Source organism: Pseudomonas sp. XP1 (assembly GCF_053557675.1).
Map to the genome: position 1 here is coordinate 79,439 of NZ_JBNRIJ010000011.1, position 14,274 is coordinate 93,712.

Annotated in this window: 10 protein-coding genes; 1 reads left to right on the forward strand and 9 read right to left on the reverse strand. The window is 57.7% G+C overall.

What is annotated here, in order from left to right; translation table 11 throughout:
* Window positions 1-18: 18 nt before the first annotated feature.
* Entirely contained in the window at window positions 19-1,392 is a 1,374-nt protein-coding gene (locus ACK1U9_RS12635) for an amino acid permease (protein WP_108481451.1), read from the forward strand.
* 115 nt (window positions 1,393-1,507) lie between these two features.
* Here ACK1U9_RS12635 and mrdA read toward each other — a convergent pair whose 3' ends face one another.
* The 9 genes from mrdA to ACK1U9_RS12680 form a co-directional block, all read right to left on the reverse strand.
* Complete coding sequence (gene mrdA / locus ACK1U9_RS12640) at window positions 1,508-3,403, reverse strand: penicillin-binding protein 2 (RefSeq protein ID WP_108481452.1); 1,896 nt, start codon at window positions 3,401-3,403, stop codon at window positions 1,508-1,510.
* A 312-nt stretch (window positions 3,404-3,715) separates the two neighbouring features.
* Window positions 3,716-3,979, reverse strand: a complete 264-nt coding sequence (locus ACK1U9_RS12645) for a PAAR domain-containing protein (RefSeq protein ID WP_153670804.1) — start codon at window positions 3,977-3,979, stop codon at window positions 3,716-3,718.
* Window positions 3,980-4,078: 99 nt separating this feature from the next.
* Window positions 4,079-4,489 (reverse strand): hypothetical protein, encoded by a 411-nt coding sequence (locus ACK1U9_RS12650; RefSeq protein ID WP_108481454.1) that lies wholly within the window; start codon window positions 4,487-4,489, stop codon window positions 4,079-4,081.
* 513 nt (window positions 4,490-5,002) lie between these two features.
* Window positions 5,003-5,713 carry a hypothetical protein gene (locus ACK1U9_RS12655; RefSeq protein ID WP_108481455.1) on the reverse strand — a complete coding sequence of 237 codons (711 nt, stop codon included), beginning with the start codon at window positions 5,711-5,713 and terminating at the stop codon, window positions 5,003-5,005.
* On the reverse strand, window positions 5,710-5,925 hold the full coding sequence (locus ACK1U9_RS12660; RefSeq protein ID WP_108481456.1) for a hypothetical protein: 216 nt from the start codon (window positions 5,923-5,925) through the stop codon (window positions 5,710-5,712). Before ACK1U9_RS12660 ends, ACK1U9_RS12655 begins: the two co-directional genes overlap by 4 nt.
* A gap of 47 nt (window positions 5,926-5,972) precedes the next feature.
* Window positions 5,973-6,236: a PAAR domain-containing protein gene (locus tag ACK1U9_RS12665; RefSeq protein WP_153670806.1), complete on the reverse strand. Its 264-nt coding sequence runs from the start codon at window positions 6,234-6,236 to the stop codon at window positions 5,973-5,975.
* 33 nt (window positions 6,237-6,269) lie between these two features.
* Window positions 6,270-6,632 carry a hypothetical protein gene (locus ACK1U9_RS12670; RefSeq protein WP_108481458.1) on the reverse strand — a complete coding sequence of 121 codons (363 nt, stop codon included), beginning with the start codon at window positions 6,630-6,632 and terminating at the stop codon, window positions 6,270-6,272.
* A gap of 2 nt (window positions 6,633-6,634) precedes the next feature.
* Window positions 6,635-11,281 (reverse strand): RHS repeat-associated core domain-containing protein, encoded by a 4,647-nt coding sequence (locus ACK1U9_RS12675; RefSeq protein ID WP_108481459.1) that lies wholly within the window; start codon window positions 11,279-11,281, stop codon window positions 6,635-6,637.
* Entirely contained in the window at window positions 11,278-14,040 is a 2,763-nt protein-coding gene (locus ACK1U9_RS12680; protein WP_173015094.1) for a type VI secretion system Vgr family protein, read from the reverse strand. The genes ACK1U9_RS12675 and ACK1U9_RS12680 overlap by 4 nt, the downstream gene beginning before the upstream one ends.
* Window positions 14,041-14,274: the final 234 nt, after the last annotated feature.

Sequence of the window (14,274 nt, forward strand, 5' to 3'; positions counted from 1 at the left end):
CCCCCAAAGGTTTTAACGATGTCGCAAGTATCCCTGCAACACGGCCTGACCTCGCGCCAGGTTTCCATGATTTCCATCGCTGGCATCATCGGCGCCGGCCTGTTCATCGGTTCGTCCAAGGCCATCGCCTCGGCCGGCCCGGCCATTCTCGTGTCCTACGCCATGACCGGCCTGCTGGTGCTGCTGGTCATGCGCATGCTCGGCGAAATGGCCGTGGCCAACCCCACCAGCGGCTCCTTTTCCACCTATGCCGCCGAAGCCATCGGCCCCTGGGCCGGCTTCACCATCGGCTGGTTGTACTGGTGGTTCTGGGTGCTGATCATTCCCGTCGAGGCCATTGCCGGCGCCGATATCCTGCACGCGTGGTTCCCGGCGGTTCCATCCTGGTTGTTCGCCTTCCTGATCATGGCGGTACTGGCCACCAGCAATCTGGTCAGCGTGAAGAACTTCGGTGAGTTCGAGTTCTGGTTCGCCCTGGTCAAGGTGATAGCCATCCTGGCCTTCATCGTCATCGGTGGCATGGCGTTGTTTGGTGTCTGGCCACTGGCCGAGGCCTCAGGCGTGAGCCACCTGTGGGCCAATGGCGGTTTCGCGCCCAATGGCTGGGGTGCGGTGCTGGGTGGGGTGCTGATCACCATCTTCTCGTTCTTTGGTGCCGAGATCGTCACCATCGCTGCTGACGAAACCGCCAACCCGCAGGCCAAGATCCGCCGCGCCACCAACCTGGTGGTGTATCGCATCGCCGTTTTCTACCTGGCGTCGATCTTTCTGGTCGTGTCGCTGGTGGCCTGGAATGACCCCGCGTTGGTCGCGGTGGGTTCGTTCCAGCGGGTGCTGGAGGTGCTCAACGTGCCGGGCGCCAAGCTGGTGGTGGATGTGGTGGTGCTGGTGGCGGTGACCAGTTGCATGAACTCGGGGCTCTATACCGCTTCGCGCATGCTCCATTCACTGGGGGCGCGTGGCGAGGCGCTGCCCATTACCCGGCGGGTGACCGCGAATGGTGTTCCGGTGGTGGCGGTACTGATGTCGACCCTGGCCGGGTTTGCCGGCTGCCTGGTCAACTACGTGTTCCCCGGCAAGGTGTTCAGCTTCCTGCTGTCCACCACAGGCGCGATTGCCTTGCTGGTGTATCTGGTGATTGCAATTTCGCAGCTGCGCATGCGGGCACGGGCAGAACGCGACGGTGTGCAGCTGGAGCTGAAAATGTGGCTGTTCCCGTGGCTGACATGGCTGGTTATCGGCGCCATCCTGATGGTGCTGGGGTACATGCTGCTTAGTGATGCTTACCGCTATGAAGCACTCATGACTGCTGGAGTGACGGTATTCATTCTGCTGGTGTGCGTGACGCGGCGGCGGGTGGGTATGGTGGGGAGGGCGGTGTACGGGGATTGAGAACCAGGGGCCGCTTCGCAGCCCATCGCGACACAAGGCCGCTCCTACAGGGCCATGCGGTCTCTTGTAGGAGCGGCCTTGTGTCGCGATGGGGCGCAAAGCGGCCCCAAAGATCCTAAGTGTGCGGCACGCTGCGAGGCACTACCCCACCCGCATACTGCGGCTTCAGATGCCCCTGCTCATCCAGCAGATAGGCATCCATCACCTCCCGCACCACCGGCCCTGCCACCCGCCCACCGGCTTCACCGTTCTCGATCATCACCGCCACCACCACACTCGGGTGATCAGCCGGGGCAAAGCCGACGAACAGGGCATTGTCGCGGTGCCGCTCCAGGGTCTTGTCGCGGTTGTAGCGTTCGCCCTGCTTGATCGCCACCACCTGCGCGGTGCCGCTCTTGCCGGCAATGCGGTATTGCGCACCGGCCGCGGCCGCGCGGGCGATGCCGCGCGGGTCGTGCATGACCATCTGCATGCCCTGGCTGACCTGGTCCCAGGCGTGTCTGTCGTGCAGCACGATATCGGGCATCGGGTTGGGGTCTACCGGCGCATCGCCACCCACGGTCATGGCCAGGTGCGGGCGGTGCCACACGCCCTTGCTCGCCAGCAGGCTGGTGGCCTGGGCCAGCTGCAGTGGGGTGACCTGCATGTAACCCTGGCCGATGCCCAGGATCAGCGTCTCGCCCGGGAACCAGGCCTGGCGCCGTGTGGCGCGCTTCCACTCGGCCGACGGCATCAGCCCGGACGCTTCCTCGAACATGTCCAGCGACACCTTCTGGCCCAGGCCGAACTCGGCCATGTAGTCATGCAGGCGGTCGATGCCCAGCTTGTGCGCCAGGTCGTAGAAGTAGGTGTCGTTGGAACGCATGATGGCGGTGTACATATCCACCCAGCCATCGCCGCTGCGGTTCCAGTTGCGGTACTTGTGGTCGTAGTTGGGCAGCTCGTAGTAGCCCGGGTCGAACACCCGGCTGCCCGGGGTGATCACGCCGCTGTCGAGGCCGGCGATGGCCACCTCCGGCTTCACCGTCGAACCGGGCGCATACAGGCCGCGCAGCACGCGGTTGAACAGCGGGCGGTCGATGGAATCGCGCAGGGCGGCGTACTGTTTGAAGCTGATGCCCTTGACGAACAGGTTGGGGTCGAAGCTGGGGTTGCTGACCATCGCCAGCACGTCGCCATTGGCCGGGTCGAGCACCACCACCGAGCCGCGGCGGTCGCCCAGGGCCTTTTCCGCGGCCAGTTGCAGGTGGGCGTCCAGGGTCAGGACGATGTCCTGGCCTGGGGTCGGGGCCTTGTGGTTGAGCACACGCATCACCCGGCCTTGGGCGTTGGTCTCGACCTCCTCGTAGCCCACGTGGCCATGCAGCTGGCTTTCGTAGAAGTGCTCGATGCCGGTCTTGCCGATCGACTGGGTGCCCCGGTATTCGGTGCTGTCGAGGGTCTTGGCCTCTTTCTCGTTGATGCGCCCCACATAGCCCACCGAGTGGGCGAAATGCTCGGCCAGCGGGTACTCGCGGATGAACTGTGGTTCTACCTCCAGGCCTGGCAGGCGGAACTGGTTCACCGCCACCAGGGCGATCTGCTCTTCGCTCAGGCCGACCATCAGGGTCACCGGTTCGAACGGCTTGCGGCCACGGCGCAGGTCCTTGTCGAACTGCTTGCGGTCGTCGTCGGTCAGCCTCAGCACCTGGGCCAGGGTATCGAGCACCTTGGCCGTGTCGCCGCCGGCCCGCTCGCGGGTCATGGTCAGGTCGAAACTGGGCTTGTTGTCGGCCAGCACCACGCCGTTGCGATCGTAGATCAGCCCGCGCTCGGGGGCGATGGGCAGCACGTGCACGCGGTTGTTTTCCGATACGGCGGTCTGCTGGTCGTGCTGCAGCACCTGCAGCACATAGAGCCGGCCCACCAGGACGGCGACCAGGCTGAAGACCAGGGCGGCGCAGGCCAGAAGCCGGCGGTTGACCAGGTGCTTTTCCTTTTCGTGGTCCTTGAGGGGGATGGGTTGCGGCATCGGGGTTCTGTCTGCTGATGGTGTGGCTGGGTGAGGTGTGAGCGCTGTGGGCACGCGCCTGTGGGAGCGGGCGTGCCCACGAATGGGCCGCGCAGCGGCCCCGGGGGGCGGTGATGCTACGCAAGGTAGTGAGCCCCCTCAAGGTGAAGGCCTGCGGCTGCAGAAGCGAAGAGGGCTGCCACGCCCGCAATCAGGGCGCTCGCCAGCAAAATGAAGATTTGTTCATGGCGGCAGTGCGTTGGTGGGGGGCGGCGGCAACAGACATACTGCTGGGATATCTCTTGTTCGCCTGCTCCACTTGGCCTGGCTGACTCAGCGATGGACGCTGCCGTGTGATGCACTGGCGATCAAGCTGGCGCCGCACGCGGTTTTCATGCCATCGAGTGCGACAGGAACTCCGTTGACGCGGTAGGTGTCGCTACCCTCGATGATTGGGAATTCTCCTTTACAGAGTGGGCAAAATACCATGCTGCCTTTGCCAGCCAATGGTTTTCCGTTGAGGTTTGTGTGGGGAATGGCATCAAGTACTATTCCGCCGTGGTCGGTTGTGTCGCCCAGTCGAATTATTTGGTTCATTGTGATTAAGTTCCTGTACTGCTGAAGTATGTATTCCGTGCTTGTGAGCTATTCTGTTTATGGGGTGTCTATTTTTTCTTGCTGGTTCTACTGCGAAATTTAATCGTCGCTTCTGTGGGGTAATTTAAGTGCGTACAGATTTTTGTAAAAATCCCAGTGGATTATTTTTAAGTTATTTTCGTCTAGGTAGATGGTGTTTGCGTAATCGAGTTCCTTTGCAAATTTCTGCCATTCTTCTAGTGTTGTGCTGATTGCTGGGAAGGCATCATCTATGTTGATAATGATTATGGTTTCTGAATTTTTTAATTCTATGGTTGATGCTGCGCCCAATATTTCGACTATCAGTCTGTCCCTTTGGGTATGGCCTATTTCAATTCTGTTGGGAATGTTCTCCCAGTGGATTTTCGAAGGGCCTGCTGGCAGTAGTTCTCCAATCTTTTTCAAAACTTCATCTTGTCTTTCAAAAAGGTGGGTGTTGATATAGGTCAGGCACTCTGGTGTGAAATTCATCGGTTAAACCTCCTTAATAGTCTCTGGCGGTTTTTTGATTTGCCTCGAATTAGATGATTGTTTTTGGCCCCAATACCGTTGGTATTTACGATGCGGATCAGGCGTATGTTTGGGGGCCTGATCAGCTCTCAATTTTAGGTCCGGAGCGGCGACAGCAGGCACACTCCTGGAATGTCCCTTGTTCGCCTGCTCCACTTAGCCTGGCTGACTCAGCGATGGACGCTACCGTGTGATGCGCTGGCCGGTCTTCATTCCGTCAAGCGCGACAGGAGTGCTATTGACGCGGTAGGAGTCGCTGCCCTCGATGATTGGCAACTCGCCTTCGCATTGAGGAAAAAAACCATGTTACGTTTGCCGGTCATCGGTTTGCCGTTAAGGCCTGTACTGTCTATGGAGCCAATCACGATACCTTTACGGTTGGTTTTGTCGTAAAGTCGAACTATTTTCTTCATTGTGGTTGAGGTCTATGTATTGTTGGCGTGTTGTTTGATTCGGTCCTTTGTTTAGAGTGAATTAATTAGTGTGTCTATCTTTTCGGCTGCGCGTGCATTTTTTTTTGTCAAGTTCATGATGCGCCTCGGTGTTAATGAAATTCTTGATGTGTGAAAATTTCTTCGGGCCGAGATGGGTGTTCCATTTGCGGAGAAAATCTAGCGGAGCTAAATTGCTCTTCAATTTTGTGAAGGTAAGGTATGGGGCTTCGTCTATGCCGTCCATTAGTGACATTATATACTTATCCCAATCGGACTGGCTTTCTAACCAAACATCTCGCCATTCACATGCGTAATGTTTTACGTCCAATCCGAGTGGTTCGATTTCAGGAATTAGCTCCAAAAGCTCTGGTGTGATTGGTGTGTTGAATTCGTCGATCACAAGCCAGTAGAGCCGGCTTGCTATTGAGTTGATGACATATGAGGCGGTGTTTGTCTCGTCGGAATTACTCTTAAGGATTTTGTGAAGGTTATCTATCTTTTCTAGCGTTTGCTTGGGGATGTTGCTTTTTTGGGCGAGTTCAAAAAAATCTTTTTCAGTTTTCTTTATGCGGTGGCAGGAAAAATCCGCGCACATGTAATAATTGTCGCCACCGTTAATGATTGTTTTGACGATATTTCGCGCTATTTCTCTGATTTTTAGAGATTCGTGCTTTGTCGTTGTGTCAAGTATTTCGCCACAAAAGCTATCAGTGCTCAGTATTAAAATGAGGTCATCAAAAGTTGCATTCATTGTTGCTGCCTTTCGAGGCTGGATGGGATTTCGAGTGTGCCTATTTTTATATCGGTTGCTGCTTTCTTGTGACCCTCCCAAGATCCGCTCGCCATCAGGGTTATAGGCCACTTCTTCTCACCGCCGTTGGCGTCGGTGATGGCAATAGGCAGGTTGTCGCTGTTGTAGGTATCAGCTCTCAATTCTAGGTCGGGAGCGGCGGCAACAGACATACTTCTGGGATGTCTCTTGTTCGCCAGCTCCACTTGGCCTGGCTGACTCAGCGATGCACGCTGCCGCGTGATGCGCTGGCGATCAAGCTGGCGCCGCACGCGGTTTTCATACCATCGAGTGCGACAGGAACTCCGTTGACGCGGTAGGTATCACTGCCCTCGATGATTGGGAATTCTCCTTTGCATAAAGGACAGAAAACCATGTTGCCTTTGTCGGCCATAGGGTTGCTGTTGAGATTGGTATGCGGAATGAAGTCGATCACGGTTCCGCCGTGATCAGTGGTATTTCCAAGTCGTATTATATTTCTCATTATGGATTTTCGTATCTTCTATTGTGTTAAGTTTTACGAGTCTATGAATTCATAGCTCAATGTGTTTGGATTGGATGCGGAAAAGCTTACATGAAGGATTGCTTCGCTAGGTTCGTTGTTTTCTAGGATGAAACATTCCACGGCGATATCTCCATCACCGGTGTCGTACACGGTTATTAATGGTGCTTTGTTGACTTGAGAGTCCTGGCTGCCTAATGGTGGTGCGGACAGTATTGCTCCTGCATGGAAATAGATTGGTAGGAGATCTTGAATCTCTAAAATTACTGCATGCGATAGGCCGAACTTAGTGGACAAGGTTTTTGTGTCATTCTCGGAGATGGCCTTAATGAATCCGCTCAATAAAGCGTGCTTATTGGTGTCTAGATTTGCTGGCATTTTCATTTTCTCCTGGATCTTGGGGTCAGCGTGGGTGTACCTGCGTGGGCGCCAAGATGTGATAATTGACCGCGGGCTTTTAGCGTGGCGCACTTTGCAACTGGGGCGCTTAGCCCTGCTGCTCTCAGTGCGTTGAACGCTACTACGGTCTCACTGCCAAGTAATCCTGCAGATGATGCTGAATTTTGAGATAGCGTCGCTTTATAGTGTGGGGTACCAGTTCGAGATCTATCAGGATTTTTTCCAACAAGCCTGATTGCGATTGCATTGCCTGATGTATAGCCGTTAATAAGGGGTTGTTTTGTTTTATTATCAAGTAGAGCGGCCTGTTGGTAGATGTGGTGGGATTCATAAAGAGATCCTTTGTGTTTAGCGTCGGTGCTAAGGTTGGCATGGGTGTCGATGTCAACGCCAGCTTCGGACAAAATTTTATTGCAGTCTTCTGGGCATGGTTTCAGGCCGAGTGGATCCACCCAGCTTATTGGATTGGCGGCGTATAGATATAGGTTGAGTCCCCCCAATAACCCGATTGGATCCTTTTCGCAAAATCTTCCAGTTTGGGGGCTATAGAATCTGTGTCGGTTATAATGCAGGTTGGTCTCAAGGTCTGAATATTGGCCTTGGAAGCGTAGATTATTATTGGCTGGTAGCGAGTTTGTGTTGATATTATAGGTGCTACCTGAGCCAAAGGCGCTGTAAATTCCATGCCATGCCACATGTCCTTCTACGCTCGTAACTTCCATGGGGGTGCCTAAATGGTCGCACTGGTACCAGCCCACAGTGTCAAAAGGCTTCGGCGTTGGTTTTTCCTGCCATACCAGATCCCGATCAATGTCATAGGGGAAGCCATAGCTCGGCTGATGCAGCATCTCCTCGATGTGATTCATCACCCCTTGCGCGACCGGAACGAAAGTCCCCGGTTCAAACACATAGTGCGTAGTCCGCCCCTTGCCATCCCGCCCGCGCTGCTCGAACGCCAGCGTATCGCCGTCCCAGATGAACAGCGTCAAATCACAGCCCAGCTTTTCATCCAGCGCTCGCCGCGCATTCTCGTTCCAGACCGGCCCAGCTTGTATCCGTTTGCGGTACTTCGAGCGCGAGTCCTTGTACACTCGGCGGCCTAACGCGTCATACCCGAACTCGACAACCAGCCGCTCATCCTCGTAGCGCCGCAGCCGGTCATACAGATCCCAGGTAAACTTGCCTGTCTTGCCGTTCTCAATCCGCTCCTGCAGGTTGCCGCGCTCGTCGTATCGATACTGCGTGCCGCAGTAGCTGCGCAGCACGTTGTCCATCAGCTTGTGCGGCGAGTGCGGATTAGGATTGGGTGGTGCCTCGGGGTCCAGCAGGTTGCTCGCCGGGTCGAAGGCGAAGGTTTCCTTCTCGTGGTTGCGGCTGGCTTCAAGCAAACGGCCAACCGGGTCGTAGCGATAGTGCAGGTCGCCACGGTTGAGGTCGTCGATGTGGCACAGCTGGCCGGCTTCGTCATAGCGGTAGCTGCGCGCCGCGATGCGTCTGGATTCACCTTGGCGAACCAGTGTCTGCCCCAGCAACTGGCCATTCGGGCTCCAGGTTTGGCGCTGGACCAGGCCATTGCCTTGCACGCGGCCGATCTCCCGGTGCAGATCATCTCGCTCGTAGCTGATCAGCTCCTGGTCATCGAGCTTGAGCGCAAGCAGGTGGCCGCTGCCGTAGGTCAGCCAACTGACCCGATGCCCATCGGGGCGGGTGGTGGCGATGCGTTGGTTGAGGGTGTCGTACTCATGCCTGAACACGGCAACCTGTGGCTTGACCAGATAATCCAGCCACTGATGCTCGCGCGTGTTGTTGCCGGCAGCATCGTAGAACCATTGCAGCCTGCAGGCCTTATTGTTGGCCGCCAGCAGGTTGCCATTGCCGTCATAGGCAAAGGTTTCAACCTCCCACTTGTCACCGCCACGCCGAGCGGCCTTGCGCTGGATGAGCCGGCCCATGGGGTCGTACTCGAAGTGCGTGGTCCGGTCGCCATCCACCCGGCGGGTGGGCAGGTTGCTGCCGTTGTCGTAGAGGTAATGAGTGGTCTCTTTGTCGAAGCCGGTTTCCTTGAGCAGCCGCCCGACGGGGTCATATTTGAAGCTGGCTTCGCTGTTGTTCTCGTTGCGCAGGCGTACCAGTTGGCCGAGCTTGTTCCAGTGGTAGGTGAGGGTGGTGTCGTTGGCGTTGTGGCGCTGGTGAATCAACCCTGCTTCGTTGTAGGTCCAGCGGGTGCGTCGATACAGGGCATCGGTATGGCTGAGCAAGCGGCCTTCGGCATCACGTTCGAAGCGTTCGGTGGTCTTGTCCGGGTGGATGAGCAACACCAGCTGACCGGCTTCGTACTGGTATTCGGTGACATCGCCGGCGGCGTTGATCAGTTTGGCCAGTTGCCCCAACGCGTTGTATTTCCACTGCGTGGTCTTGCCTGAGCAATCGGTGTAGCTCGTCAGCTGGCCATCAGGGTTATAGGCCAACTTCTTCTCACCGCCGTTGGCGTCGGTGATGGCGACGGGCAGGTTGTCGCTGTTGTAGGTATAGAGGGTCTTGTTCTCCAGTGGGTCCTGGGTTTCGATGATGTTGCCGCGCTGGTCGTAATCGTACTTCCACAGGCCGCCCTCGGCATCGCGGGTCTTGAAGCATTGGCTCAGGTCATCGTACGCATGGTGAACGGAACTGCCATCGGCGCGGGTATGCTGCAGTAAGTTTCCGCGCTCGTCGTAGGCGAATTGCTCCGAACTGCCGTCGGTATGGATATGTTGAATTACGTTTTTTGCATCATCGCGGTAGAACCATTCTTCATTCCCATCTGGGTGCACAATGCGGTACGTAAACCCGAGAATGTCGTAGTAGTACCAGGTTTCCTGCTTCTGAGCGTTTGTGACATAGGTAAGCCGGATGTTTTTATCCCATTCCAGCCTGGTCTCGAAGCTTCCGTCATCACCCCACTCCCGTATCGCTTTCGCACCGGGGCCATCACCATCCCATTCCAGATTGAAACCGCGCCCCGTTCGATCTGTATAACGGGTGACCAGATGACGGTGGTACGCATAGTGCCACTGCGCGCCGTTTTCATCGTGTGCGTTGATCAAGTCTCCCGCATTATTCTGTTCATAGATGGCAAGTTGACGTTGCGCAAGGCCATCTACCATTAGCCATACCGAACAGATCAGCCCGTTCTCGCCATACCCAAGGTGTAGATGGTGCTGCTGGCGGTCATCCTGGTACGTGAGCAGGTCCGAAAGTAGCGGATTGTCGTTGTGGATGTGCTCGTAGTGCAGGTTTAGCCTTGCACCGTTGCGGTATTGGATGGCAGTAAGGCGATACTTGGCGCCTTGCCTTTGAAAATGCTCTTGAGTGTCATGACCGCGTGCAACGACCAGTTCGCTTTCCGAGGCTCGAATCAGTAGGACATCTTCGACTGCATCGTAGTGATACTTGCCAACGTCTGGATCTGGATAGCGATGACTTCGGCCGTCCGAATCCCGGTAGGCAAGGCCTCCATCATCAGTGCATTCCACAAAGATCGTGTAGGGGGTGATCCATCGAGCACCAAATGGCCCGGTGTCCAATGCGTCCAGGCTGGAGCGATAGGTTCGGGCCCATTCGATCGGGAAGCATCCCGGCAAAGAGAAGTCTGTATGTGTGAACGATTCGCTGCCTGTCGCAAAGCTGATATTCGCGCCGGTGCCGGCTGCTGCAAGGTTTCGGCAGTTGGGATCCTTGACCGCCGGGCGCTCGGTGCCCCGTGTTGTCAGACCGTTTTGCTGCTGTGTATGTTGTGCTTGGCTAGGCTTGTTGCTGTGGGATGTTGCTGCTATTGGTCTGCGGCGCTTGCGGTTTCTGAGTGCATTCGCCAATGACATCACTAGGTAGCCGATGCTTCCGACCTTCCCAGCGTCCGCCATGCCCAGTATTTTGGCTGAAGCGTTGCGACCTATCTGATCTGCCAAATTGGCGGCATTGAGCAATTGCTGGCAGGTATTCGATGAAAGCAGTCGGTCCTCGATCAGGAAGTTTGCGGCTATTGCCGCAACAGGTCCGAAGAAAATGGAGGCTTGCTTGGTTTTCTTGGCAAGGGCCTTTTGCCCTTGGTCGCTGGCTACCCCCCGAAGCATCTGAGCGAAGGAGGTGCACGCTTTCTTGATCTCTGCGGCAATCTTGGTAAGCAGCTCATTCAGGCGGCTTTCAATGGCTTGGGCGAAGGCTTCCAGTGATCCTCGCGTTTTATCGTTTAAGTTTTTCTCAAGTGCGCTCAACAGGGCGTCAGAAATCATCGCGATGCCATCGCGTCTGACCGCCGAGAGCGTAGTGCGTATGGCCAGACGCGCAGGCCCTACGCCTGGGAAGGAGACGAGCCCAACCACGTTGATGCCGAAGCTGACCCATGTCAGGAAATCATCGTGGTTACCATCAATAAGCGTCAGTAGGTCCCCAATGGCATCCACCGCTGCGAATACGGTGCCCACACCTGGGATGACCGAGCCTGCGGCATTGACGGCAGTCCAACCGATGGCGCCCCCCGTCATTTTTCGGATCCACTGATCCAGCTTTTCCTTGCCGGCTTCGATGTCGTTGACGGATGCGGTGTTCGTTGGGCCTGTGGCCTGTTGAGGTGCCCGAGCAGGAACGGTCATCGTGCTTTCTCCGAGAGTCTGATCAGCGTCTCGGGAACACCGGCGCCTTTAAGGGTGGGCTTTGCTGCGTCAGTAGCTAGATCAGCTCCCAAGCGAAGAGAACTATCTTTCAGCTTTGCGCCAGATAGGGTTGATGTGAGCTGCTTTAGAATTCCCGCGGCCTGGGCGCTCAACTTTGATGAAGAGGGTGTGGTCAACTCACCCGATATCTGCTCGTGAGGACCGGGGAATCCTGGGTCGTGCCAGACATCCACATCGTCATCGCTGAAGCGTACTTTGGCTGGGCCCGGCGCAACGTTGGCTACGCTGGCTTTTCCATCGCCATCAAGGTTGCCTTTGAAGACATGGCCGAGGGCGTCTTCAACTTCGTACTTGCCTTTTTTGAATGGCAGGGCATTAGCGTATTGCTGCAGCAGTTCCAGTGTTCCCTGGCCTGCCTTGGGCTCCTCCGGAAACGCCGCCGCCTGGCTTTTCGAACCTTTGTAGATGAAGTCAGTCGCGTGCGCGGTGTACTGGCCAGCGGTGGCATGCAGGATTCCCCCTGCGGTGTAGGTGGTACTGCTGCCGCCCCCCTGGATGACCAATTCCTCCTTGGCGCTGAGGGTGATGCGCTCGGCGGTTACGCTGACCTTGAGCTTGGCCAGCAGGTTGATGTTGTCCTTGAGCGCCTTCAGGTCGATGTCGCCGGTGGCCGCGACCAGTCGCCAGCCCATGCTCTGGACGAACTGGCGTACCCCTCGGCTGGCACTGATCAGCAGGCGCTTGCCGATGGCCAGGCTGGTGTGGCCACCCGTGCTCAGGCCCAGATGTTCGCCGCTGGCGATGTGGGTGGATTCCGGGGTGGTGGTCGCGATGCCGGTCGGGCTGGCGAGCACCAGCTGCGGGTCGGCCAGCTCCGGAAACCGGTTGGCTTCAGGGTTGCCGCCGTAGCCGCAGATGGCGTCGTGCTGTGCCTTGAGCGCTTCACCGACCTCATCCTGATCGCCACCTTCCTGGGCCAGGTGGTCGCGGGCGACCCTGGCGAAGGTGGTGTGGTACTGCTGTGCGGTCTGCAGGCGTTCGGCTGTTTCGGCCAGGTCGGTGTGGTGCTGGACGGCGCGGGCGCGCAGTTCGGTGGTCAGCAGCAGGCCGCCGCCTGCGCGGATCACCCCGTGGGTATCGGTGCGCAGCTCGAAACCTTGGCCACGGGGCTGGCCACCGAAGTGACGCGGATGGGTCAGGTAACCCAGGTGCAGCGCGGTGTTGTCGTGGTCACTCATCAGCGCCGCGCTGATCTGCCCGGTGGTGTCGTCCAGGCGTAGTTCGTTGTGCCGCTTGCCGTGGTGCTCCTTGCTGCGGATCGGGCTCAACGCCTTGAACTCGGGCAGGCGATACGGCGGGCGGTTGACGATGTGGTAGCTACGCCCGGTGATCATCGGTTGGTCAGGGTCGCCGTCGAGGAAACTGACCACCACTTCCTGGCCAATGCGGGGTATGGCCATATGGCCCCAGGTGGCACCGGCCCAGGCCTGGGTCACCCGCACCCAGCAGGAGCTCTTGTCGTCGTCCTGGCCCAGGCGGTCCCAGGGGAACTGCACGCGCACGCGGCCGTGCTCGTCGCAGTAGATTTCCTCGCCGGGCGGGCCGACCACCTTGGCCATCTGCGGGCCGTCGATCACGGGCTTGGGGCAAGCAGGGGCATGCCATTCGACCCGGGCTGGAATCAAGGTGGCGGTGAGGGTGTAGGACGTGCCGACTTCGGCTTCGGCAGCATCCTCTTCCAGCGCTGTGAACTGCTGCCCCATGTGCGTGATCTGCATCGGCCGCCAGAGGATGTTCAGGTCCTCACGGGCATGGCCGGCCAGCTGGAAGGCAATGCCCGGCTGCAGGCGCGCGTCGTCGCCTTTGACCTGGGCCACCCGGGCATCGCCGAACAAGGCGTTGATACGGGTCTGGGTAAACGGCTTGCCGGCGTTGTCGTGCTTGTAGCGGCCGGGGTAGTCGTAGCGCCCGTACTCGTTGCCCTGGTTGCCCATGTCCCTGGGGTACAGGGTGTGTTCCAGGTTGTAGCGCGGGTGGGTGAAGGTGTAGTCGCGCTGGACCTGGATACTGGTGCGTACCTGTTCGCGATAGCGGAAGTCATGCAGGCAGGGCTGGCGCGCCGTGCCACCCCGGTTGGCCACATACAACACCGGGTCGCCTTCCAGGCTGCCGAACTGGCTGATCTGGTCCGCCTGGATCACGCCATGGCTGCCTTGGCTGTGCTCGAAGATCGAGATCAGGCCTTCTTCTGCCGATAGCCGCCAAAAGAAATCCAGGTCCAGATCACCGGCCTGTACGCAGAACTCACGCGTCTGGTGCGGGTTGACCAGGTACTGGGTCAACGCTCCCCAGCGGCGCTCGCGGAACAGTTCCTCGAGCAACTGCGGCACGGGACGGTGCTGGAAGATGCGCCAGTCCGACTGCAGGCCGGCGCGGGCCAGCTGCGGTTCGACAATGGCGCGGTAGCGGGTGCGGCGGTGGCCGGTCTTGCCCTGTTCGAAGCTGCTGATCAGGCCATGCACGTGACGCACCGGTTGCTCCTGCTGCCAGATGGTCAGCAGCGCGGGGTGGTCGAGCAGGGTGGCGAAGTCGGCATCGTCGGCGAAACTCACCAGTTCGACTTCCAGGCGATACAACTGGCTGACGCCTTCGGTCAGCTCGAATGACACGACATCAAACTGAATGGCTTCGTCGGCTGGGGTAGTGAAGGTAAAGCGCACATCATTCAGGTTGCTCATGCGTACTCCTGCGGTTCGTCCCATCGGGCAGGTTCATGAAACCGGACGCGTCCTAGGACGCGAGGCATTAGTTGTGCTCACGGCCGTAATGAGGAATCCGTTCCTAGTCGTGAAAGTTGCTTCCTAAAAACCTGTAGGAAGTTTCGCTAAATGCAGGATCTATCTTGTTTCGGGCAAAGTTTTACTTGCTGCGCCCATCGGCACAGTGACTGTTGCGTCATGTCAGTTCGATGT

Bases quoted from the DNA above. Each gene is read 5' to 3' on its own strand.
- ACK1U9_RS12635 (WP_108481451.1), top strand. From the start codon at position 19: ATGTCGCAAGTATCCCTGCAACACGGCCTGACCTCGCGCCAGGTTTCC.
- mrdA (WP_108481452.1), bottom strand. From the start codon at position 3,403: ATGCCGCAACCCATCCCCCTCAAGGACCACGAAAAGGAAAAGCACCTG.
- ACK1U9_RS12645 (WP_153670804.1), bottom strand. From the start codon at position 3,979: ATGAACCAAATAATTCGACTGGGCGACACAACCGACCACGGCGGAATA.
- ACK1U9_RS12650 (WP_108481454.1), bottom strand. From the start codon at position 4,489: ATGAATTTCACACCAGAGTGCCTGACCTATATCAACACCCACCTTTTT.
- ACK1U9_RS12655 (WP_108481455.1), bottom strand. From the start codon at position 5,713: ATGAATGCAACTTTTGATGACCTCATTTTAATACTGAGCACTGATAGC.
- ACK1U9_RS12660 (WP_108481456.1), bottom strand. From the start codon at position 5,925: ATGTCTGTTGCCGCCGCTCCCGACCTAGAATTGAGAGCTGATACCTAC.
- ACK1U9_RS12665 (WP_153670806.1), bottom strand. From the start codon at position 6,236: ATGAGAAATATAATACGACTTGGAAATACCACTGATCACGGCGGAACC.
- ACK1U9_RS12670 (WP_108481458.1), bottom strand. From the start codon at position 6,632: ATGCCAGCAAATCTAGACACCAATAAGCACGCTTTATTGAGCGGATTC.
- ACK1U9_RS12675 (WP_108481459.1), bottom strand. From the start codon at position 11,281: ATGACCGTTCCTGCTCGGGCACCTCAACAGGCCACAGGCCCAACGAAC.
- ACK1U9_RS12680 (WP_173015094.1), bottom strand. From the start codon at position 14,040: ATGAGCAACCTGAATGATGTGCGCTTTACCTTCACTACCCCAGCCGAC.